Origin of the sequence: Curtobacterium sp. MEB011 (genome assembly GCF_030209655.1) — a bacterium.
Lineage (GTDB): Bacteria > Actinomycetota > Actinomycetes > Actinomycetales > Microbacteriaceae > Curtobacterium > Curtobacterium poinsettiae.
In genome coordinates, this window is sequence record NZ_JARVRN010000017.1 from 1 (window position 1) to 17,024 (window position 17,024).

Below are 17,024 nucleotides of genomic sequence, written 5' to 3' on the forward strand. Positions count from 1 at the left end.
TCTGGGGCCGGCAGCGGGACTTGAACCCGCAACCCCCGTATTACAAGTACGGTGAAAATACGCCAAACGGAGTTGCATGTGCTCCGATTGGAGGTGTAGGTTCTCAGATGTGCACATATGTAACACCGTGTGCACAGTCCACCGGCTACACGAATGGCACCACAACATGCGCACGATCAGGAGAAGAAGATGACCGAGCAGGCAAGCATCGCACCCCCGCAGGCGGGCGAGCCGACCGTGCAGGTGCCCGTGTCGCTGATCGAGCGACTGCTGGGCAACCGAACGACGGACACCTGGAACGAACTCCGCGCCCTGCTCTCGCAGCCGACCCCGAGCGCCGTGCTGACCGGTGGGATCGGCTACCCGGTGCGTGAGGCTGCACGGCGGGAGGACGAGCACGCTCGGAGCGTCGCAACCGCCGACCCGCCGAGCATCGAGGACATGGTGCCGGGGACGACGTTCACCGCGGGGTGGCCGCACACGGGCCGACCGACTCATTGGGTCGTGCTGAACGACGGAGTGCGATGCATCGAACACGGTCGTGGCTACTACGGCACGGCCTGGTCGCTACACGATGCTCCGATCGACCCGTCCACGATCCGCGACGTGACACCACCCCGCGCGGGCTGAACAGAAGAGGGCCGGCCCGCTGCAACGGACCAGCCCTGAATCCCAACCCGTGACTGAACCACGAGAGGAACACGACCACGCTATGCGTGACCACCGACAGCACGACAGAAGAGCAGCCGGGGACAACGGCGTCCCCGCCAACGGCAACGACACCAGCACGATGTGAGGAGACACGATGGCGAACCAGAAGGGCATGGGCGGCCTGTACAAGGACGCCCGAGGCTACTGGACCGGGGCCGTCGAGCTCCCCTCACGCGACGGCAAGCGCCGCCGCAAGATCATCCGCGGCAAGGACCGCACCGAGGTCATCAACCGCCTCGACGACCTCAAGCGCGAGCTCCGCGACAACGGCGACATCGACACCCGCGACATCACCGTCAAGCAGTGGTTCACCTACTGGCTCGACAACATCGTCGACCGTGAGCTCCGCCCGAAGACCGCCGAGCGGTACCGCAACATCACCGAGCACTGGGTCATCCCCATCATCGGGGGGAAGAAGCTCAAGCAGCTCACCTCCGCCGGGATCCGCTCCGTCACCGACGCGATGGTCCGCGAAGGCGGATCCCCGACGACAGCGCTCACGGCGCACCGCATCATCTCCACCGCACTCGAGTGGGCCCTCCGCGAAGGCCGCATGACGAAGAACCCCGCGAAGCTCATGGCCGCACCCCGCAAAGCAGCATCCGCCCTCGACGCCCTCGACCTGCAAGAAGCCCTCGACCTCTACACCCACGTCCGCAACGCCGGCGGCCCCGGCTTCGCCCTCTGGGCCACCACACTCCTCACCGGCGCTCGCCGCGGTGAGGTCATCGGTCTCGAGGCGGATCGTGTGGCTGAGGAGCTCGACATCTCGTGGCAGCTGCAGCGGCTCACCTGGCGGCACGGCTGCGCGCCGACGTGCGGGTATAAGCGCGGCGCGGAGTGCCCGCAGCGGAAGCTCGTCCTCCCGAACGACTACGAGTACCGGCACGTGACCGGCGGTCTGTTCCTCACCCGTCCGAAGTCGAAGAGCGGGTGGCGCATCATCCCGCTCGTCGACCCGCTCGCGTCCGTCCTCCGCGACCACCTTGAGGCGCACCCGCCGGCACCGAACGGCTTCGTATTCACCAGGAACGGGAAGCCGATCGACCCCTCCGACCACTCCCGGTCCTGGCGGTCGCTCCTCGCCGAGACGGGCATCGAGAAGAACGTCCGCCTCCACGACATCCGGCACACCACCATCGACCTGCTGACGATCGCCGGCGTTCCCGACGACGTCATCGTGCAGATCGCCGGCCACGCCTCCCGGATGCAGACCAACGCCTACAAGCGCCGCAACGACATCCCCCGCATGCGCCTCGGCATGGCGGCGATGGGCGACCTCTTCAACCAGCCAGACCGTGCACGTTCAGGAACACTCGAGCGAGGCGCGTAGACACGTCCAGCTCGCGCGCCAACCGCGCGCAGTCCGGGGCCCACTTCATCAGCTCCCGGCACTCGTCCAGGTCGATCAGGTTCTTCGCTGCAACCCGATCCGCCTGGACTTCGTGCTTCGGCCGGTCATCCTCATGCCCGAGGACCGCGTGCGCGACGCCGTGCGCCAGCGCCGACCGGTCATGCACCCTCCGCAGCCCCGAACGCACCACGATCGTGTTGCGCTCCGGCAGCCACAGCTCATGCGCCGTCCGGATCGGTGCGTGCACCACAGTCAGCCCGAGCGCCTCAGCGTGCTCGTACGGGTCGTACATCTTCCCCCAGGTCGGTGGTCAGTCGAACTGCTCATCGGTGTCCATCTCAGGGTCGATGGTCGCCGCCTTCACCCGCTCCGACTCGATCTCCTCGACAGTCATGTCCTCGACTCGTCGAAGCGGACTCACATTCTGCGCACCCACCCCTGACACCACAGCATCCATCCCGCCCATTCGCCGAATTGCGCGATCCGAGAGCTCCGACGGCGTCAACCCGAGCGCCCCGGCGATCTGGGTGAGCTGCCCGAAGCTGATGTCGCGCTCGCCGGGGAGGAGCCGGTTGAGCGTGCCGTAGGGGACGCCGGAGCGAAGCGCGAGCTCACGCACGGTGATGCCGACGGCTGCGCGTTCGGCTCGGATCTCGGCCGCGAGGGCCCGGTTCGCCGCGGTCTTCTGCTCGTTGTCTGCCACGTTCGGAGAGTCTACGGCCCCGAACGGCACCAAATCACGCACATTGTGCAACTCTGGTGTTGCGCTACTCCGAACGGAGTAGTAGGTTCGCCGTATGGAGAACAGAGCAGCGGCCATCACCGTCACGAAGCGCGTCACCGACGCACTCGTGCGGTCGGGCAACACGCTCGACACTCTCGCACAGGCCACCGGCTCTTCCGGTTCGGACCTGCGTGCACGCCTCGACACGACGTCGGAGCTCACGTGGGCCGAGCTGGTCGCAGCCGGTGGCCTTTCGCGTATCCACCCGTCCCGATTCTTGGAGGCAGTCGCATGAGCGACACGATCACCCCGACGGATCGGATCGAGGCCGAGATCAAGGAGGGCAAGCTCCTCTACTCGACCGCGTCCCTGGCGCGGGCCGTCGAACGGTCCAACCAGTTCATCCGCAACGACATCCGCGATGGCTACCTCCGGGCAGCCAAGGGCGGCAAGGGCGAGCGAGCCTCGTTCCTGATCGAGATCTCGGAGGCCGAGCGCTACGCCAAGTGGCTCGCCTCCGGCAGACCCGAGGACTAACCACCCCGGTCACACCCGCCCATCTGGGGCGGTATTCGTCGCGCCCGAAAACGGCCCCGAGGGGCACGCTCCCGCCGCGCCTGCACGTTCAGAACTACACAGAGGGCTCACCCAGTCACGGAGCGATCGCGTCCCCAGCAAGGACGCGTGGAGCGGTACGTGGCCAGGGGAGTCGAAGAAGCGATGCACGTCCCGTCCGGCCTTGGAACACAGGCACCCCGCTCTGGGGAGACGGACTCACGTGAACGCCGCCCGGCCGCGAGATCCGCGGTGCAACGGCACCCACTTACCGCGCCGTCCGTCGCGACCACACGGACGAGGGGCGGGGAGGGTCAAGCCTCCCCGCCCTGCGACAGCGACGGAGCTGACCCGAACCTCCGCCGTCGCTGCACCCTCACCAGCCCAACGAGCCCAGGAGACGAACACCATGACCTCGAACTACCCCAAGTCCTACGTCCTCGAGCGCATCGGCGCTCGCCGCGTCAGCCTGCAGGCGAAGCAGAGGGCAGAGACGGCGACGATCGCCGCGGCCGAGAAGGTCATCACGGACGAATACGCCGAGACGCTGCCGGAGCTGACCAACCGAATCAAGGAACTCCTGGCCTTCGCGAACAAGTCGAAGCTCACCGGCGAGATGTCGAAGGACCAGCAGGTGATCGCCCGCATCCGCGACGAGTCACTGAAGATCGGAAACCCCCCGTACCGCATGCGGCACAACGAGCGCCCCGGCGACATGGCGGCCCGTGACCGCGTCGCGGCACTGAGCCGCCTCAAGGACATCAACCGCGAACTCGACGCACTCGAGCACACCGAGGCGTACCTCCGCGGCACCCCGGTCGACGAGTTCTCGCTCACGAGCCTCAAGCGCCTCGGCCTCATCGAAGCGATCAAGTTCAACCTCGATGACGCCATGAAGAGCGGAACGAAGTGAGCCCCGCAGCCCGCAGACACGATGTCGAGACCAGCCACCTGGCCGCTGCCACGGCTTACAAGCCGACCGAGGTGCAGCAGCGCGTCCTCGACATCCTCCGATCCGACGACTTCTTCGTCCGCTCCAAGGGCCTCACCGACCAGGAGATCGTCGACAAGTACAACGAGCTCGACGGCGTCATCCCCACCGAGCAGTCGATCCGCTCCCGCCGAGCCGAACTCGTCCGCCGCGGTGAAGTCGCCTGGACCGGTCAGAAGAAGAAGATGCAGGGCAGTCAGCGCCTGGCGCGCCTCTGGAAGGCCGTCCGATGAACGACCTCCGCACCCGTATCGCCTGGGCCGCCTACTTCACGCTCGTCATCGGCGCACTCGTCGTCTGCGCGGCGCTGGTCATCGCGGGCGGTGGTGACCTGTGACCGGCCCGAAGGCGAAGGAGAACCTGCTGGCCGTCGCGTTCTTCGCCGCGGTCCTGGCCGCGATGTTCCTCCCGTCCGCGCTGTGAGCGAGGACGACAAGGCCGGCGGCGACCTCGCGCCGCGGTCCTGGCGGAATTACCACCGCAGCCGCCGTGCGAGCGAGATGCGCCGCGACCTCGAGGCGGTCGACGAGAGCCTGATCGTCACCGACTGGTGGGAGACCGACGACCCGGACGCCGCCTCGTGAGCCGCAAGCGCGGACGCGAGCGTCGCCGGATCCTCGAGCAGCTGGCACAGGCCCCGCAGACCTTCGTCGAGGAGGTCGCGCCGGCCCGCCTGCTGCAGACCACCGACGTCGGTCTCGTCGTCGCGTTCCGCACTGCCGGCCACCGGCTCTCCCGAGAGCCGCAGCACCGCACCATCGGGACGCTCGTCGGCGTCCGCCCACCCGACATCAGCTCGCCGAACCGCATGCAGCTCGTCGTCCAGCAGGGCGTCGACCAGGCGTCGTTCACCGTGAACATCGGCGAGCCCATCACCGTCCGGAGAACCCCGTGACCACTCTCTACATCGCCGGGCCCATGACCGGCATCCCCGACTACAACTACCCCGCCTTCAACCAGGCCGAGACCGACCTCCGCGCCGCCGGCTACGACGTCCTGAACCCCACCGCCTCCGAAGAGCACAACACCACCGGCACCACCCAGACCTGGCAGTGGTACATGAGACACGGCCTCGCGATGCTCGTCGAGGCGGACGGGGTCGCGATCCTTCCCGGGTGGGATGGCAGCCGTGGCGCGACCCTCGAAGTACACGTCGCCCGATCGCTCGACCTGCCCGTCAACGACATCGCGGGCTGGCTCACCAAGGCGCTCGCCGAATGAGCGGGAGCGCGGCAGTTCGGTTTGGGCTCGACCTCCGGAAGCAGATCCGCGCCGAGTTCGAGGAGCTTCGCCTGGCAGCCTACGACGCCGCCGACGAAGCATGCCGAGGCCACCTGCTCAACGACCGTGGCCGCCGCGCCGGCATCGACGCCTGGGACCTCTTCATCGGCAACGAGACCCGCGCCCGGGCGTACGCGTCCGAGGAGCTGATCGAGCACTGGTCCACCCACCCCCGAGTGACCGTCGCCGCGTACGAGCGCCAGGTCCTCGACCGACACCTCTACGAAGCAGGAGCCGCTGCATGATCTGCACCACCGCACTCCTCGACGGCGGCCCCTCCGACGGCGAGAGAGTCCCCATCACCGGGGCGACGGAGCTCCACGCCCCGGAGGTCATCACGACCCACGAGGGGCAGAAGCACCGCTACGTCGCCGCGGTCGGCCCCATCGCGGACCGGTGGCGGCAGACCGGCGTCGCGCTCTACAGCTGGAAGGGCGTCCTGTGATCGGCCCGAAGACGGCGAAGCCCACCGCAGCAGAGGAGAAGCAGGCGTACGCGATCGCTGCAGGTCGCGACGACCTCACCTGCCAGCGATGCCTCGGCTGGTGTGGAGCGCCGCAGCAGGACCACCGGCAGAACCGGCAGCCCGGGAACACCGTGGCGTCGAACCTGCAGACCCTCGGGCTCGTCTGCCACCAGTGGAAGACCGAGCACCCCGCCGACGCCCTCGCGGACGGCTGGGCGGTGCCCCGCTGGGCGGACCCGCGCGAGTGGCCCGCCCGCCGCTGGTTCCGCAACACGAACGGCGTCACCGTCCGCAAGGGCTGGTGCCTGTACACGAACACCGGCGCAGTCCTCGAGATCACGGAGGAGGAAGCCCGACAACGAATGGAAGGAGTGACGTGACATGCCGAAGGACAAGCGACTGTGGATGACCTTCCCCATCGACTTCTGGCAGCACCCGAAGATCGCGCCGCTCTCGGACCTCGCGTTCCGCACGTTCGTGGAGATGAACGGCTACTCCCGGATGCAGGACCTCGACGGCCGCATCCCGGCCACCATCGCCCGACGCATGTGGAAGACGAGGGCGCTCAGCGAACTCACCAGAAACGATCACTCAAAGCCGTCTGTGAGCTTGGTGGACGACGTGTACGTGATCTGGAACTACGCCGAGCACCAGGAGACCCGAGCGGACCGCGAAGCGCGAGAAGCCCGGAATCGCGCCAATGGCGCGAAGGGCGGACGCCCACCGAAGAACCGACCGGAAACCCAGTCGGTTACCGACTCGGTTAGCGAGTCGGGTGCCCAACCCGAACCGACCGAAAACCAGAGTCAGAGTCAGAGTCAGAGACAGAACCTGACTGACGGAACATACCTACCTGAGTCAAGTCACGTAGGTGACCGTGCGAGCCCGAGGACTGACTTGTCCGAAGAGGTCATCAGCGAAGCGAAGCGGGCCGGGGTCGATGACCTCCCCGCGGTACTGGGACTGCTCGAGCCGATCGTCGGGGAGCTGAACCCCCGCCACGGCATCGAGCTCGCACAGATCATCCTCCGCCGGGCGCGCACTCCCGTGCTGCAGCCCACCGCGTACATCGCCCGCGCCTGCGAGAAGCGAGACGAGATCCGACGCATCGCCGTCGACGTCCTCGACCTCCCCGGGGTCGCGTAGGCACCAACCACTGACATTCGAGGAACACCATGACCCGAGAATCGAAGGAGCACCTCTGCCCGCCCGGCCACAAGCACGGGCAGACGGGCACCTGCTACAACCAGCACGGGTGCCGCTGCACCCCCTGCCGGAAGTCCCGTGCCGACGCCGCACGCAACCGGCACCGCGCGCAGGCGTACGGCCGCTACAACCGGCCCGACTTCGTCGACGCGGAGCCGATCCGGGAGCACATCGCACAACTCCGCGCGTTCGGCCTCGGCATCAACCGCATCGCCGACCTCGCGGACGTCCGCATGATCCAGCGCCTCGTGTACGGAGATCGAGCGGAGGACCCGACCGCGGGACGGGTTCTCCCGAACCGCGTCGCCGGCGACAAGGCCCGCCGGATCCTCGCAGTCCGCCCCGACTTCGCACTGGTCGCCGACCTCGCGAGGATCCCGTCCCGCGGCGCACAGCGCCGACTGCAAGCTCTCGTCCGGCAGGGCTGGTCGCTGCGTCACCTCGCCGTCCGCATCGGGCTGGGCCCCTCCGAGTGCAGTCGCATCCTCCGCACCTCACACGTGTCCGGACGCACCCACCGGAAGGTCACCGCCCTCTTCGACGAGCTGTGGGACCAGACGCCGCCGAAGACGAACCGGTACGAGCTCCACGCCTACAACCGTGCAGTCGCCTTCGCCACACAGAACGGCTGGCACCCGCCCCTCGCCTGGGACGACATCGACCTCGACGACCGCCCCGCGGAAGCCCTCCGCAGCGACAGCGTCGACGACATGGCCGTCGAGCTCGCCGTCGCCGGCGAGGACGTCCACCTCACCCCCGCCGAGCGTCGCCTGGCCGTCACGGAGCTCCACAGCTACGGCCTCACGGACCCCGACATCGCCGCCCGCCTCCACTGCTCCGACCGCACGGTCCTCCGCATCCGCGAAGAACTCGACCTGCCCTACAACGACAACCCCTACAGCCCACCCGCCACCGCGACACCAGCCGCGGCCTGACCTCAACCCGCGGCACCCGCCGCAGAACGGACACACCATGACCGAGGACCTTGACCTCGAGCTGCGCCGCGACGCGATGCACTCCGCCATCAGCGCAGGCTCGGAAGCGCCGGAAGTCGCCGAGCAGCTGTACCAGTTCCTCACTGCCGGCGTCAAAGACCGCTTCCAGCCGCTCATCGACGCCGAGCGTGAGACCTGGGCGGCGAAGGGCTACGACCAGGCGCATGACGACCGCCACGGCCGGCAGCACCTGCTCGTGCAGGCGATGCAGTACGAGCTCCGAGGCCGTCACGCGGCGGCGCTGGCGCTACTGCAGCAGGCCGCCCGGACGGTCGCCCTCGACGACTTCCTGCCTGCGGGCACGAAGGTGCGCGTCACGCCGGAGTCCGGCGACGCCTTCGAGGGCAAGGTGCAGCGCGTCGACCCGGACGTGTACCGGGTCGGCGTCGCCTACTACGCCCCCTCGCAGGTCGAGGTGCTGGCGCTCCCCGTGGAGCTCGGCGACACCATCGCATCCGCCGCCGACCTCATGCACCTGCCCCTCGGCACAGAAGTCCTCGACCGCGACGGCGACCGGCACACCCTCCACGCCGATGGGTGGTCCTACTCGGACTACCCCCACCGCCCGCTCGACGAATACCGCAACGTCGTCCGCAACTACCTCCCCGCCGAGGTCGTCGCGCTCCCTGCCGACGACTGACCACCCACCAGCACACCCGGCGAGCGCCGACCCCACCCCAGGGGCCAGCGCTCGCCCCGTCACGCGGCCCTCGCCGCAGACAGGAGGCCCAGCGTGGCCGAGACCGTTGAGACCGACGCGTACCTGCAGGTGCGCCCCCGAAACCGGTGGGTGCCCTCGCACAAGCGGGGCACCGCCGAGGAGATCGAGGGAGCCGCAGTCGTGCGCGTGACTCAGAACCGTCCGGAGAAGCCGGAGCCCGGGACTCTGACCGTGAAGGTGCGCCTGCGGATCCCCAAGCGGGCGTTCCTGCCGCTCGCCCCCGAAGCGGTCATCGACATCCCCGCCGACCTCACCGACCCGACGGAGGGCCAGTGACCGTCGACACCACCGAGCTCCGGACCCGCGCACGCAACATCGAAGCGATGGGCCTCCCCGGAACCGCCCAAGCGCTCGCCGACGCCGCCGACGAGCTCGACGCCCTACGCAGAGCGCTCGCCGCAGTCCCGCACGCCGAGCTGTGCCGGCTGCTCATGACCCGCGACGACGAGCCCTGCAGCTGCGAGAAGAGCGCGATCGCCACGGCGAACCCGCTGATCATCCCGGACGCGACCAGCGTCACGTACCTCGCCGCCCGCCGGCTCAACGTCTACGGCCCCGGTGGCCGCATCGTCGGAGTCCTCGGAGTCACCGGGGTGCACGTCGAACAGCAGGACGACGGACGCACGATCCAGGTCGTCTTCGAGCAGGGGGAGGCCACCACGTGATCGCCCTGCAGCTCACCCTCGACGCCGTCGGCTGCCTCATCGCGGCCGGCGGCGTCCGCTTCGCCCAGGTCTGGTTCGACGACGCCGCACACGCCGCGTTCCGGAACCGCTGGCACTGACCACTGCACCCGAGAGGAACCCGCACCATGACCGACATCAGCACGCTCGACGTCGAAGGCTGCTCGGCAGCCGAACCGCTCGAGACCGAGGAGGACTGGGAAGACCTCGTCGGCAGGCAGCTCCGCTACTGGTGGTCCGAGCACAAGTACCACAACCGGGACGGCTGGTACGCCGAGCTCGCCGGTAGCGAGAAGTGCCGCGCGCGCGGCCACGAGTGGAACCCCGACGGCGACGACCTCGACCACGAGCGGTTCGACCACCAGCCCGGCTGGGACGGCAGGTGGATCTGCCCCGACACCCGCTACGGCTCGGCGTGCTCCGAGTGCGAGGGGGAATGCCACCTCGGCGACTGGCCCGCCGACGACATCCTCTGGGCGGCAGTTCGCGCATGACCGGACTGATCACCACCGAGAACGGCAACGTCGAGGTCGACCACTATCCCGGCACCGTCGTCCTCGTCGTCGGGAACTTCCAGGGGCGGGCGCAGATCGCGCTCGAGCCGGAGGAGGCTGCCGAGCTCGCGAAGATCCTGACCGAGGAGGCGCAGAACGCGATCCACGCCGAGCGCATCGGGCGGAGGCGGTCGTGAACCTGCCCGAAGAGATCACCGCCGCGGTCCGGACTGCGCAGGCGCAACTCGTGACGGACGGACACGAGGGGATCGCGCAGGCGCTGGGAGACGCCGTGTTCGCGATCCACGCCCGCGAGCTGGACAACCACCACGCGGCTGACATGTGCCCGTACTGCACGCCGGACCCGGCGAAGCGCCGTCAGGACCAGGTCGATGTCGACGCCGCCATGCGCGAAATCTTCCCCGAGCGGTACGCCTGATGCTCGAGCCGCACCACCCACCGGGGGAGCCCTGCACCCCCGACTGCAAGGACGAACCCGAGCAGTGCCCGAACAACCAACCGATCCCACCACGGCGAGCCCTCCGGCAGCGGAGAGCTCGCCGTGGTCGTTCCCAGAGGAGGAACACAGTCCGGCCGCCGCCTCACCATCAACCCGGGCAGCATCACGATCTCGGCAGACCGTTCCTGGCGCAGAGGACTGCATGTCCTGATCGAGGGGCGGGTGATCCGGCAGAACGGTACCCCCGGGCAGCAGCGCCGCGGCGTCGCGTTCGTCGACGACGTCCGCTGGCCCGGCGATGTACCCATGACGGAGCTACCCGCCGAGTACCAGTCGTACCTCGAGGCAGCCCGCCGGGCGGAGGCTGCTCGATGACCGCCCTCGCCCCCGCCCGCCTCGACCGGTTCTCGGTCCCGTCGCTCGCTCTCATGCAGGTCCGGAAGGACGCCCGCGCACTCGCCGACCGTCGCTGGAAGGCCGTCGAGGCGCGCCTGCGCGAGGACGGGGCCGGCGATCGTGCCGTCCTCGGGATTCCGGACTCGGTCGTCGTGAAGCCCTGGCGGCCCGCGAACGAAGGGCAGGCGTGGGGTGCCCTGGCCGCGGCGTGGAACAACGCGTTCGAGCAGCTGGCCCGGGACTTCGCCATCGGCTTCGGGCAGGTCCGCCGGTGACCGGCCTGCTCCCGCTCGTGCCCCTCGTCGTCTGGCTGATCGGCGTCTTCAACCGCACCACCGTCGTCGAGATCCGGCGACGCCCCACACGCGGCGAGCGCCGCGGGAAGGAACAGCCATGACCGACACCACGCCCGTCCCCGACGACCTGCTCGCCCGGATCGCTGCAGCCTCGGCCGCCGGCACCGCCGCGGAGCTCCGGTACCTCGCGACCGAGCTGCCCGTCCCGACCCCGCCGCCATCGACGCTCCGGATCATCGACGTCGCCCAGTGCACGCTCACCATCGACCGGGTGGGCTTCGGGCGCACGACCCGCACCGCCGAGTTCCCCGCCGCGTACATGGACCGCGTCGCCGCGCAGCCCGACCCGATGACCGTCATCGAGCAGCAGGCAAAGGAGTGGTGGCGCGAGAGCGACACCGACATCGACGCCCTACTCCACCGCATCCGGGCAGCCCTGGAAGGAGCCACCCAGTGACGCGCAAGACCCAGGACCGCGTCTTCCTCTGCGGAGGGGACGACCGGCGCGCCGCACCTCGGGACGTCTGCCCCAACCGTCTGCACGACTGGCCACTGCCCGCCGGCTACATCGACGCCGACGACGTGGCCCGATCCCGCCTCTCCCGGGGCTGGAAGAACCGCAAGTGTCCGGACTGCCAGCTATACGGCTGGGAACCGGGCCGCATCGACGAACGAGACAACGCACTCGCGCTCAGCGCCGAGCGCCGACCCCAGCAGGAGACCACATGACCCCAACCACCGAACAACCACAGCGCTCGCCGCAGACCGTGGTCACCCGCTGCATCACCGACACGATGCGCGACCAGAAGCCCTGCCTGCGCCGCGACGAGCACCTGCCCGGCTGCGACGGCATCGAGTACGAGTGGTCCGAGCGCGACGACCGGTGGCTCGAGACGAACCGGGCCTGCACCGGGTGCGAACCCCGACCAGCCGTGCACGGTCTCCTCTGCGGCGGGCACTGGGCGCGCGTGGACGCCGCGTGCAAGGCCTGGCCCGACCTCTCCGACGTCCTGCACCAGTTCGACCGTCTCGTGCAGCAGGAGGGCGGCACGAGCGGTCACGAGTCGTCCGTGCCGATCTCCGCGACCAAGCTCGCCATCGACGAGGTCGAGTCTCACCGCCGATCGTTCACCGGCAACGTCGACGTGTGGGTCGCCACCGATCGGGGAGCGGCCGAGTCCATCCGGTTCGCCGACGCCGTGAACCGGGCACTCCGCACGTTCCCCACCGAGGAAGCCGCGCACCGCGTGCAGGTGCTCCGGTGCCCCGATTGCGAACTGCGGACGCTCATGTGGATGCCGCCCGTCATGTCCACCGACAACGTCCGCATCGTGTGCCACAACCCGTCCTGCAGCTACGACGTCGACCAGGACACCTTCCAGCCCGAGACCAGAACCGTGGAGGCAGCATGAGCGCCTGGGTCAGCATCCGCGAGGCCGCCATCCTCGCCGGCAGAGCACCGCAGAAGATCTACGCGTGGATCGACAAGGGGCACCTCACCGCGCGGCGCAACGAGCACGGCCGCCTCGAGGTCCGTGGCGTGGACGTCCTCCGCGCCGAGTCGACGATCAAGCCGGGCCGACCCCGCGGCACCGTGACACGCCGCTCCGACATGCTTGACTTAATGCGGGAAAGGCGGGAAAGTAAGTAATGAGGATCCAGAAGTGCGCGTAGCAGAGGATCCCCTTCGACATTGAAAGCCGGTGGCCCGTGGTCACCGGCTTTCGTCGTTTCAGGCGAACCGTCGAGCAGCACGCGCCGCCATGCGCGCAGCCGTCACGCGCTGCACCCGGTGCGCGACCGGCGCGAACTCAGCCAGGACATCCTCGCGAGCGACCATGCCCAGCAGACGCTGCTGGTACCGCACCCACGACACCCCGAACACCTCACGCACCGCAGCTTCCTTGCTCCGGTCGTTGCTCGGTCGTTGCTCCTCGAACACGAGGATCGCGCGCTCGTCATCAGTCATGCCCACATCCTCCGTCGCGCCCCCGACAGGCGCGGCCCCAGACGTACCCGCGACCACGCTGAGCGCTGCGCGGGTGCACGAGTGAGGCAGGCAACGCGCCTGCCCACGACAACCAGGCCAGGGGTTGATGTGTCCCCTCATTGAGCGTCGCACCGCCGCGAGAAGCCGAAGCGGTGCCGGTCTTGCCCTCCGTCAGCGGGGCTCCACCAACTTCCTCGTGCCCGCCGACACGCACCGCCACCGCATCTGTCGCCGTCCCGCCCTGTCACGGCGGGCGACACCGGCCACACCGCGAACCAACGCACGCGGCGCGAGCACGAGGAACCCTCTTCCGCATCGAGTCCATTCGGGTTGGTGCTCGATGCGGGACCACTCAGGCCGCGATCCCCGAGGTTAGCCGCGCTGGCATGCGGAGCCCGGACGGGACGGCCGACCACGTCCGGAGGTGACGATGCCAAGCACCAGGGCATCCCGCCTCATCCACAACCAAGCCCGCGCCCGCACGCAAGCACGACGCATGAACGAACTTGACCGCGTCGTCCGCAACGCCCTCGAGCAAGCCGATGGCGGCGGCGAGTTCCACGACACCAGCGACTTCCACGAACGAGACACCGAGTACCGACCAGCGATCGGGTTCACCTTCGACCCGTTGCTCGACCGAAGGGTTGAGCGATGAAGCTCTCCGAGATCCGCGCACTGCTCACCGCGCACGGCTACCCCACCACAGCCGAACTCGACCGCGTCGACGTGAAGCGCGCCGCCGGCGCAGTCATCGGCGTCGACATCATGTTCACCGACGGAACCGTCGCCTACCTACCGACAGAGACCGGGTAGGCCAGCACAATGGCCGGAGGGGCCATCTCCACACCCGGATACCGGGAGCCCCATCGAACCGGAGACCCCCTCTGGCAGACCACACCCCAACCGCTCGACCCGGTCACCGCACACCGCACCAGGACGAACACCCGCACCTCGCTCGAGCCCATCGGCTACGACGGCGAAGGTGCGCCGCTGTACGCATGGCAGCTCGACGACGAGCGCTGACGACAGGAGCACAACGTGGGTGAGCAGTGGTCAGGCAGCACACGCAAGCAGCGACTCCCGCGCGACTGGGAAGAGCGACGCACCACCGTCCGCGATCGAGCAGGCGGCCGATGCCAAGCCACCGTGCGCGACGGCACACGCTGCGTCGAGGTCGGCACAGACTGCGACCACATCGTGCACGGCGACAACCACGCACTCTCGAACCTGCAGTGGCTCTGCTCATGGCACCACGACAAGAAGACCGCACGCGAAGCACTCGAAGCACGACGATTCACGCGCGTCCCGTCGGCCCGTAAGCCACGCGAGAAGCACCCAGGACTCAGGTAGACGCAGCCGCGACGAACGTCCCGCACGCGAGCGCACAGAGGCCCCCGTCCACCCCCTCCCCCCGGGTCCGTCCTGGTCGTAGAGGTGCTGTGGCTCCGGCCGTGTACGGGTCTGGGGATCCTGGGGTCCGACGCGCCGAGCTGTGCATATCGCATACGAACCAACACGCCCCCTGACCGGAACGGACACGCGGGCTCTACCCGAAACGGGAGCTCACCATGCCTGGTCACGGCCCTGCACCGAAGGACCCGAAGAAGCGCGCACGGCGCAACTCCGACCCCACCGTCGTCCGCATCCTGCCGCGCGCCGTCGTCGCGCAGCCCGAGCTGCCGACCATCTCCGTCGAGGAGGACGGCGAGCTCCGCGAGTTCACGTGGCCGGCGATCACCCGGCAGTGGTGGGACATGTGGGCGACCTCGCCGCTGTCGCTCGACTTCACCGCGACGGACTGGTCCGAGCTCCGCGACACCGCGCTGCTCCACGCCCGGTACTGGAACGGCGACATCAAGCTCGCCGCTGAGCTCCGGCTGCGCACCGCGAAGTTCGGCGCGACACCCGAGGACCGCGCCCGGCTCCGGATCACGTTCGCGCAGGCCGAGGAGGCCGAGACGAAGACCACCGCCCGTCGCCCCAGCTCGCGCGAGCGCTTCGGCGGCACCGCACTTCCCCCGGAAGCGACGGCCAACTGATGCCGTGGCGACCACTCGAAGGCGAGACGTTCCCGACCCTCGGCTACCACGTCGCCGACCAGATGGCCGAGTTCCTCGAGTACGTCGTCTCCCGCGAGCAGCTCGAGTTCCTGGTCCACCTCTACGAGATCGATCCGCTCAGCTGCAAGCGCGTGAAGACCCGCGCCATCGTCCAGCGGCCCCGCGGCTGGGGCAAGTCCCCGTTTCTCGGCGCGACCGGGATCAGCGAAGCGCTGTTCGAGGTCGTCCCCGACGGCTGGGACGCCTTCGGGCAGCCCGTCGCCCGCCCGTGGATCGACTTCAAGAGCATCATCAACATCCCGGTTACGGCGACGTCTGATGACCAGGTGCAGAACACGTGGGCACCGATGCTCGAGATGGCACGCATGGACGCACTCGTCAACGAGTTCGACGTCGACCCGATGGACACGTTCATCGCGATCCCCGGCGGCAAGATCGAGCCGCGCACCTCGTCCGGCCGATCCATCAAGGGTCTCCCGGGCCAGGTCGCCGCGATCATGGACCAGACCGAGGAATGGGTGAAGGGCAACGGCGGTCTCCGCCTCGCCCAGAACATCCGCAACAACTCGACGAAGGCGTCCGGGATCACGATCGAGTCCCCGAACGCGTTCACCCCGGGTGAGAACTCGGTCGCCGAGGCATCGGCACGCGACTGGGACCTGATCGAGTCCGGGAAGTACCCCGACCTCGCCGCCGCCCGTCAGATCCTCTACGACCACCGCGAAGCGCCGGCCGACACGGACCCCGCCGACCGCGAGTCCCTGATCGCCGGCCTCCGGTACGCGTACGGGGACAGCTCGGACCACCCCGACGGCTGTGTCCTGCACGATCCGCCGTGCGAGCCCGGCTGGGCACCGATCGAGCGCCAGGCGCTGGCGTTCCTCGACACGTCCAACGACCCGCAGGTGCTCCGCGCCGACTTCCTCAACCAGATCACCCACGCGACGAACTCGTTCGTCTCCCAGCCCGAGCTGCGCGCGATCCTCGACGTCGACAAGGTCATCTCGAAGACGGAACCGGTCACGCTCGGCTTCGACGGCTCGGAAGGACGCAAGCCCGGCAAGGGCACCGCCGACTCGACGGTCCTGATCGGCTACTCCGTCACGCAGAAGCACCTCTTCCAGATCGGCGTCTGGGAACAGCCCGACGGCCCGAAGGGTGAGGGCTGGCGACCGCCGGTCCTCGAGATCGAGGCCGCCGTCCGGCAGGCGTTCAAGGACTACAACGTCGTCGGGTTCTACGCGGACCCGTCCGCTGGCTGGGCCGGCCACGTGAAGACGTGGGAGGCCGAGTACGCGAAGCGGCTCAAGGTCCGGATGTCCCGTGACGAGCCGATTCGGTGGCGACAGAAGGACCTCGCCCGGACGACGGGCACGTTCGACCAGCTCGAGTCGGCGATCAGCGCCGGCAAGGAGTCGATCACCTACGACGGCTCGCCCGAGCTGACCTCGCACTTCATCAACGCCCGCCGCGACCGTCGCCGGTCCGGGTACGTGCTGATGAAGCCCGAGCACGACCCGGACGGCTCGAAGATCGACGCCGCCTGGGGCGCGATGTTCGCCTACGCGGCCGGCATCGATGCCCTCGGCGCGAAGCTCACGAAGAAGAAGACCGCCGCCCGCCGCATCTACTGAAAGGGAC

At 68.8% G+C, this 17,024-nt stretch carries 36 protein-coding genes; 33 read left to right on the forward strand and 3 right to left on the reverse strand.

The window, feature by feature from the left end; genetic code table 11:
- Nucleotides 1-189 precede the first annotated feature (189 nt).
- Both QRN30_RS16955 and QRN30_RS16960 read left to right on the forward strand, forming a co-directional pair.
- The gene (locus QRN30_RS16955) at nt 190-630 is read left to right on the forward strand and encodes a hypothetical protein (protein ID WP_284761533.1); all 441 of its coding nucleotides are present in this window, start codon (nt 190-192) and stop codon (nt 628-630) included.
- A 175-nt stretch (nt 631-805) separates the two neighbouring features.
- Nucleotides 806-2,044, forward strand: a complete 1,239-nt coding sequence (locus QRN30_RS16960) for a tyrosine-type recombinase/integrase (protein ID WP_284761534.1) — start codon at nt 806-808, stop codon at nt 2,042-2,044.
- Here QRN30_RS16960 and QRN30_RS16965 read toward each other — a convergent pair.
- Both QRN30_RS16965 and QRN30_RS16970 read right to left on the reverse strand, forming a co-directional pair.
- On the reverse strand, nt 1,995-2,357 hold the full coding sequence (locus QRN30_RS16965) for an ImmA/IrrE family metallo-endopeptidase (protein ID WP_284761535.1): 363 nt from the start codon (nt 2,355-2,357) through the stop codon (nt 1,995-1,997). The genes QRN30_RS16960 and QRN30_RS16965 overlap by 50 nt on opposite strands.
- 18 nt (nt 2,358-2,375) lie before the next feature.
- Nucleotides 2,376-2,768: a helix-turn-helix domain-containing protein gene (locus QRN30_RS16970; protein WP_284761536.1), complete on the reverse strand. Its 393-nt coding sequence runs from the start codon at nt 2,766-2,768 to the stop codon at nt 2,376-2,378.
- Nucleotides 2,769-2,862: 94 nt separating this feature from the next.
- On the opposite strand from QRN30_RS16970, the gene QRN30_RS16975 reads away from it, so the two are divergent.
- The 26 genes from QRN30_RS16975 to QRN30_RS17100 all read left to right on the forward strand — a co-directional run bounded on the left by QRN30_RS16975 (nt 2,863) and on the right by QRN30_RS17100 (nt 12,984).
- A complete protein-coding gene (locus QRN30_RS16975) occupies nt 2,863-3,084 on the forward strand; it encodes a hypothetical protein (protein WP_284761538.1) in 222 nt (73 codons plus the stop codon).
- The gene (locus tag QRN30_RS16980) at nt 3,081-3,326 is read left to right on the forward strand and encodes a hypothetical protein (RefSeq protein WP_284761540.1); all 246 of its coding nucleotides are present in this window, start codon (nt 3,081-3,083) and stop codon (nt 3,324-3,326) included. Before QRN30_RS16975 ends, QRN30_RS16980 begins: the two co-directional genes overlap by 4 nt.
- Nucleotides 3,327-3,753: 427 nt before the next feature.
- Nucleotides 3,754-4,257 (forward strand): hypothetical protein, encoded by a 504-nt coding sequence (locus tag QRN30_RS16985; RefSeq protein ID WP_284761542.1) that lies wholly within the window; start codon nt 3,754-3,756, stop codon nt 4,255-4,257.
- A complete protein-coding gene (locus QRN30_RS16990; RefSeq protein ID WP_284761543.1) occupies nt 4,254-4,568 on the forward strand; it encodes a hypothetical protein in 315 nt (104 codons plus the stop codon). Before QRN30_RS16985 ends, QRN30_RS16990 begins: the two co-directional genes overlap by 4 nt.
- A gap of 186 nt (nt 4,569-4,754) precedes the next feature.
- Nucleotides 4,755-4,919: a hypothetical protein gene (locus QRN30_RS16995; RefSeq protein WP_284761545.1), complete on the forward strand. Its 165-nt coding sequence runs from the start codon at nt 4,755-4,757 to the stop codon at nt 4,917-4,919.
- Nucleotides 4,916-5,230, forward strand: a complete 315-nt coding sequence (locus tag QRN30_RS17000) for a hypothetical protein (RefSeq protein WP_284761547.1) — start codon at nt 4,916-4,918, stop codon at nt 5,228-5,230. The genes QRN30_RS16995 and QRN30_RS17000 overlap by 4 nt, the downstream gene beginning before the upstream one ends.
- Entirely contained in the window at nt 5,227-5,556 is a 330-nt protein-coding gene (locus tag QRN30_RS17005; protein WP_284761548.1) for a DUF4406 domain-containing protein, read from the forward strand. Before QRN30_RS17000 ends, QRN30_RS17005 begins: the two co-directional genes overlap by 4 nt.
- A complete protein-coding gene (locus QRN30_RS17010) occupies nt 5,553-5,861 on the forward strand; it encodes a hypothetical protein (protein WP_284761549.1) in 309 nt (102 codons plus the stop codon). Before QRN30_RS17005 ends, QRN30_RS17010 begins: the two co-directional genes overlap by 4 nt.
- Entirely contained in the window at nt 5,858-6,061 is a 204-nt protein-coding gene (locus tag QRN30_RS17015; RefSeq protein WP_284761550.1) for a hypothetical protein, read from the forward strand. Before QRN30_RS17010 ends, QRN30_RS17015 begins: the two co-directional genes overlap by 4 nt.
- Entirely contained in the window at nt 6,058-6,462 is a 405-nt protein-coding gene (locus QRN30_RS17020) for an HNH endonuclease signature motif containing protein (RefSeq protein WP_284761552.1), read from the forward strand. The genes QRN30_RS17015 and QRN30_RS17020 overlap by 4 nt, the downstream gene beginning before the upstream one ends.
- Before the next feature lies 1 nt (nt 6,463).
- On the forward strand, nt 6,464-7,228 hold the full coding sequence (locus tag QRN30_RS17025; protein WP_284761553.1) for a hypothetical protein: 765 nt from the start codon (nt 6,464-6,466) through the stop codon (nt 7,226-7,228).
- 29 nt (nt 7,229-7,257) lie between these two features.
- Nucleotides 7,258-8,223 (forward strand): helix-turn-helix domain-containing protein, encoded by a 966-nt coding sequence (locus QRN30_RS17030; RefSeq protein ID WP_284761554.1) that lies wholly within the window; start codon nt 7,258-7,260, stop codon nt 8,221-8,223.
- A 37-nt stretch (nt 8,224-8,260) separates the two neighbouring features.
- A complete protein-coding gene (locus QRN30_RS17035) occupies nt 8,261-8,923 on the forward strand; it encodes a hypothetical protein (protein ID WP_284761555.1) in 663 nt (220 codons plus the stop codon).
- Between the two features lie 93 nt (nt 8,924-9,016).
- Nucleotides 9,017-9,280 (forward strand): hypothetical protein, encoded by a 264-nt coding sequence (locus QRN30_RS17040; protein ID WP_284761556.1) that lies wholly within the window; start codon nt 9,017-9,019, stop codon nt 9,278-9,280.
- Nucleotides 9,277-9,669, forward strand: a complete 393-nt coding sequence (locus QRN30_RS17045; RefSeq protein WP_284761557.1) for a hypothetical protein — start codon at nt 9,277-9,279, stop codon at nt 9,667-9,669. Before QRN30_RS17040 ends, QRN30_RS17045 begins: the two co-directional genes overlap by 4 nt.
- Nucleotides 9,666-9,788, forward strand: coding sequence for a hypothetical protein (locus QRN30_RS17050; protein ID WP_284761559.1), 123 nt, complete (start codon nt 9,666-9,668; stop codon nt 9,786-9,788). Before QRN30_RS17045 ends, QRN30_RS17050 begins: the two co-directional genes overlap by 4 nt.
- Nucleotides 9,789-9,815: 27 nt before the next feature.
- Nucleotides 9,816-10,181 carry a hypothetical protein gene (locus QRN30_RS17055; protein ID WP_284761561.1) on the forward strand — a complete coding sequence of 122 codons (366 nt, stop codon included), beginning with the start codon at nt 9,816-9,818 and terminating at the stop codon, nt 10,179-10,181.
- Nucleotides 10,178-10,378, forward strand: a complete 201-nt coding sequence (locus QRN30_RS17060) for a hypothetical protein (RefSeq protein WP_284761563.1) — start codon at nt 10,178-10,180, stop codon at nt 10,376-10,378. The genes QRN30_RS17055 and QRN30_RS17060 overlap by 4 nt, the downstream gene beginning before the upstream one ends.
- Nucleotides 10,375-10,620: a hypothetical protein gene (locus QRN30_RS17065; RefSeq protein ID WP_284761566.1), complete on the forward strand. Its 246-nt coding sequence runs from the start codon at nt 10,375-10,377 to the stop codon at nt 10,618-10,620. Before QRN30_RS17060 ends, QRN30_RS17065 begins: the two co-directional genes overlap by 4 nt.
- 123 nt (nt 10,621-10,743) lie before the next feature.
- Nucleotides 10,744-11,016, forward strand: a complete 273-nt coding sequence (locus QRN30_RS17070) for a hypothetical protein (RefSeq protein WP_284761569.1) — start codon at nt 10,744-10,746, stop codon at nt 11,014-11,016.
- Nucleotides 11,013-11,312 carry a hypothetical protein gene (locus QRN30_RS17075; RefSeq protein ID WP_284761570.1) on the forward strand — a complete coding sequence of 100 codons (300 nt, stop codon included), beginning with the start codon at nt 11,013-11,015 and terminating at the stop codon, nt 11,310-11,312. The genes QRN30_RS17070 and QRN30_RS17075 overlap by 4 nt, the downstream gene beginning before the upstream one ends.
- The gene (locus QRN30_RS17080; RefSeq protein WP_284761572.1) at nt 11,309-11,434 is read left to right on the forward strand and encodes a hypothetical protein; all 126 of its coding nucleotides are present in this window, start codon (nt 11,309-11,311) and stop codon (nt 11,432-11,434) included. The genes QRN30_RS17075 and QRN30_RS17080 overlap by 4 nt, the downstream gene beginning before the upstream one ends.
- Nucleotides 11,431-11,790: a hypothetical protein gene (locus tag QRN30_RS17085; protein WP_284761574.1), complete on the forward strand. Its 360-nt coding sequence runs from the start codon at nt 11,431-11,433 to the stop codon at nt 11,788-11,790. Before QRN30_RS17080 ends, QRN30_RS17085 begins: the two co-directional genes overlap by 4 nt.
- Nucleotides 11,787-12,062: a hypothetical protein gene (locus tag QRN30_RS17090; protein WP_284761575.1), complete on the forward strand. Its 276-nt coding sequence runs from the start codon at nt 11,787-11,789 to the stop codon at nt 12,060-12,062. The genes QRN30_RS17085 and QRN30_RS17090 overlap by 4 nt, the downstream gene beginning before the upstream one ends.
- Entirely contained in the window at nt 12,059-12,745 is a 687-nt protein-coding gene (locus tag QRN30_RS17095; protein WP_284761577.1) for a hypothetical protein, read from the forward strand. The genes QRN30_RS17090 and QRN30_RS17095 overlap by 4 nt, the downstream gene beginning before the upstream one ends.
- Nucleotides 12,742-12,984 carry a hypothetical protein gene (locus QRN30_RS17100; RefSeq protein ID WP_284761578.1) on the forward strand — a complete coding sequence of 81 codons (243 nt, stop codon included), beginning with the start codon at nt 12,742-12,744 and terminating at the stop codon, nt 12,982-12,984. The genes QRN30_RS17095 and QRN30_RS17100 overlap by 4 nt, the downstream gene beginning before the upstream one ends.
- Before the next feature lie 81 nt (nt 12,985-13,065).
- Here QRN30_RS17100 and QRN30_RS17105 read toward each other — a convergent pair whose 3' ends face one another.
- Nucleotides 13,066-13,302: a DUF3263 domain-containing protein gene (locus tag QRN30_RS17105; protein WP_284761579.1), complete on the reverse strand. Its 237-nt coding sequence runs from the start codon at nt 13,300-13,302 to the stop codon at nt 13,066-13,068.
- Nucleotides 13,303-13,819: 517 nt separating this feature from the next.
- Between QRN30_RS17105 and QRN30_RS17110 the strand changes: the two genes are divergently transcribed.
- From QRN30_RS17110 to QRN30_RS17130, 5 genes are all read left to right on the forward strand, one after another.
- The gene (locus QRN30_RS17110) at nt 13,820-13,978 is read left to right on the forward strand and encodes a hypothetical protein (protein WP_284761580.1); all 159 of its coding nucleotides are present in this window, start codon (nt 13,820-13,822) and stop codon (nt 13,976-13,978) included.
- Nucleotides 13,975-14,136: a hypothetical protein gene (locus QRN30_RS17115; RefSeq protein WP_214563257.1), complete on the forward strand. Its 162-nt coding sequence runs from the start codon at nt 13,975-13,977 to the stop codon at nt 14,134-14,136. The genes QRN30_RS17110 and QRN30_RS17115 overlap by 4 nt, the downstream gene beginning before the upstream one ends.
- 9 nt (nt 14,137-14,145) lie before the next feature.
- The gene (locus QRN30_RS17120) at nt 14,146-14,346 is read left to right on the forward strand and encodes a hypothetical protein (RefSeq protein ID WP_214563258.1); all 201 of its coding nucleotides are present in this window, start codon (nt 14,146-14,148) and stop codon (nt 14,344-14,346) included.
- Between the two features lie 545 nt (nt 14,347-14,891).
- Nucleotides 14,892-15,362: a phage terminase small subunit gene (locus QRN30_RS17125; RefSeq protein WP_284761581.1), complete on the forward strand. Its 471-nt coding sequence runs from the start codon at nt 14,892-14,894 to the stop codon at nt 15,360-15,362.
- Nucleotides 15,362-17,017 carry a terminase large subunit domain-containing protein gene (locus tag QRN30_RS17130; protein ID WP_284761582.1) on the forward strand — a complete coding sequence of 552 codons (1,656 nt, stop codon included), beginning with the start codon at nt 15,362-15,364 and terminating at the stop codon, nt 17,015-17,017. The genes QRN30_RS17125 and QRN30_RS17130 overlap by 1 nt, the downstream gene beginning before the upstream one ends.
- Nucleotides 17,018-17,024 lie beyond the last annotated feature (7 nt).

Excerpts from the sequence above, each read along its gene's own strand:
- QRN30_RS17110 (WP_284761580.1), top strand. The coding sequence starts at position 13,820 with ATGAACGAACTTGACCGCGTCGTCCGCAACGCCCTCGAGCAAGCCGAT.
- QRN30_RS17125 (WP_284761581.1), top strand. The coding sequence starts at position 14,892 with ATGCCTGGTCACGGCCCTGCACCGAAGGACCCGAAGAAGCGCGCACGG.
- QRN30_RS17030 (WP_284761554.1), top strand. The coding sequence starts at position 7,258 with ATGACCCGAGAATCGAAGGAGCACCTCTGCCCGCCCGGCCACAAGCAC.
- QRN30_RS17085 (WP_284761574.1), top strand. The coding sequence starts at position 11,431 with ATGACCGACACCACGCCCGTCCCCGACGACCTGCTCGCCCGGATCGCT.
- QRN30_RS17015 (WP_284761550.1), top strand. The coding sequence starts at position 5,858 with ATGATCTGCACCACCGCACTCCTCGACGGCGGCCCCTCCGACGGCGAG.
- QRN30_RS17115 (WP_214563257.1), top strand. The coding sequence starts at position 13,975 with ATGAAGCTCTCCGAGATCCGCGCACTGCTCACCGCGCACGGCTACCCC.
- QRN30_RS17035 (WP_284761555.1), top strand. The coding sequence starts at position 8,261 with ATGACCGAGGACCTTGACCTCGAGCTGCGCCGCGACGCGATGCACTCC.
- QRN30_RS17010 (WP_284761549.1), top strand. The coding sequence starts at position 5,553 with ATGAGCGGGAGCGCGGCAGTTCGGTTTGGGCTCGACCTCCGGAAGCAG.
- QRN30_RS17095 (WP_284761577.1), top strand. The coding sequence starts at position 12,059 with ATGACCCCAACCACCGAACAACCACAGCGCTCGCCGCAGACCGTGGTC.
- QRN30_RS16955 (WP_284761533.1), top strand. The coding sequence starts at position 190 with ATGACCGAGCAGGCAAGCATCGCACCCCCGCAGGCGGGCGAGCCGACC.
- QRN30_RS16985 (WP_284761542.1), top strand. The coding sequence starts at position 3,754 with ATGACCTCGAACTACCCCAAGTCCTACGTCCTCGAGCGCATCGGCGCT.
- QRN30_RS17075 (WP_284761570.1), top strand. The coding sequence starts at position 11,013 with ATGACCGCCCTCGCCCCCGCCCGCCTCGACCGGTTCTCGGTCCCGTCG.
- QRN30_RS16975 (WP_284761538.1), top strand. The coding sequence starts at position 2,863 with ATGGAGAACAGAGCAGCGGCCATCACCGTCACGAAGCGCGTCACCGAC.
- QRN30_RS17105 (WP_284761579.1), bottom strand. The coding sequence starts at position 13,302 with ATGACTGATGACGAGCGCGCGATCCTCGTGTTCGAGGAGCAACGACCG.
- QRN30_RS17100 (WP_284761578.1), top strand. The coding sequence starts at position 12,742 with ATGAGCGCCTGGGTCAGCATCCGCGAGGCCGCCATCCTCGCCGGCAGA.
- QRN30_RS17130 (WP_284761582.1), top strand. The coding sequence starts at position 15,362 with ATGCCGTGGCGACCACTCGAAGGCGAGACGTTCCCGACCCTCGGCTAC.
- QRN30_RS17120 (WP_214563258.1), top strand. The coding sequence starts at position 14,146 with ATGGCCGGAGGGGCCATCTCCACACCCGGATACCGGGAGCCCCATCGA.
- QRN30_RS17025 (WP_284761553.1), top strand. The coding sequence starts at position 6,464 with ATGCCGAAGGACAAGCGACTGTGGATGACCTTCCCCATCGACTTCTGG.
- QRN30_RS17060 (WP_284761563.1), top strand. The coding sequence starts at position 10,178 with ATGACCGGACTGATCACCACCGAGAACGGCAACGTCGAGGTCGACCAC.
- QRN30_RS16960 (WP_284761534.1), top strand. The coding sequence starts at position 806 with ATGGCGAACCAGAAGGGCATGGGCGGCCTGTACAAGGACGCCCGAGGC.
- QRN30_RS16965 (WP_284761535.1), bottom strand. The coding sequence starts at position 2,357 with ATGTACGACCCGTACGAGCACGCTGAGGCGCTCGGGCTGACTGTGGTG.
- QRN30_RS17055 (WP_284761561.1), top strand. The coding sequence starts at position 9,816 with ATGACCGACATCAGCACGCTCGACGTCGAAGGCTGCTCGGCAGCCGAA.
- QRN30_RS16980 (WP_284761540.1), top strand. The coding sequence starts at position 3,081 with ATGAGCGACACGATCACCCCGACGGATCGGATCGAGGCCGAGATCAAG.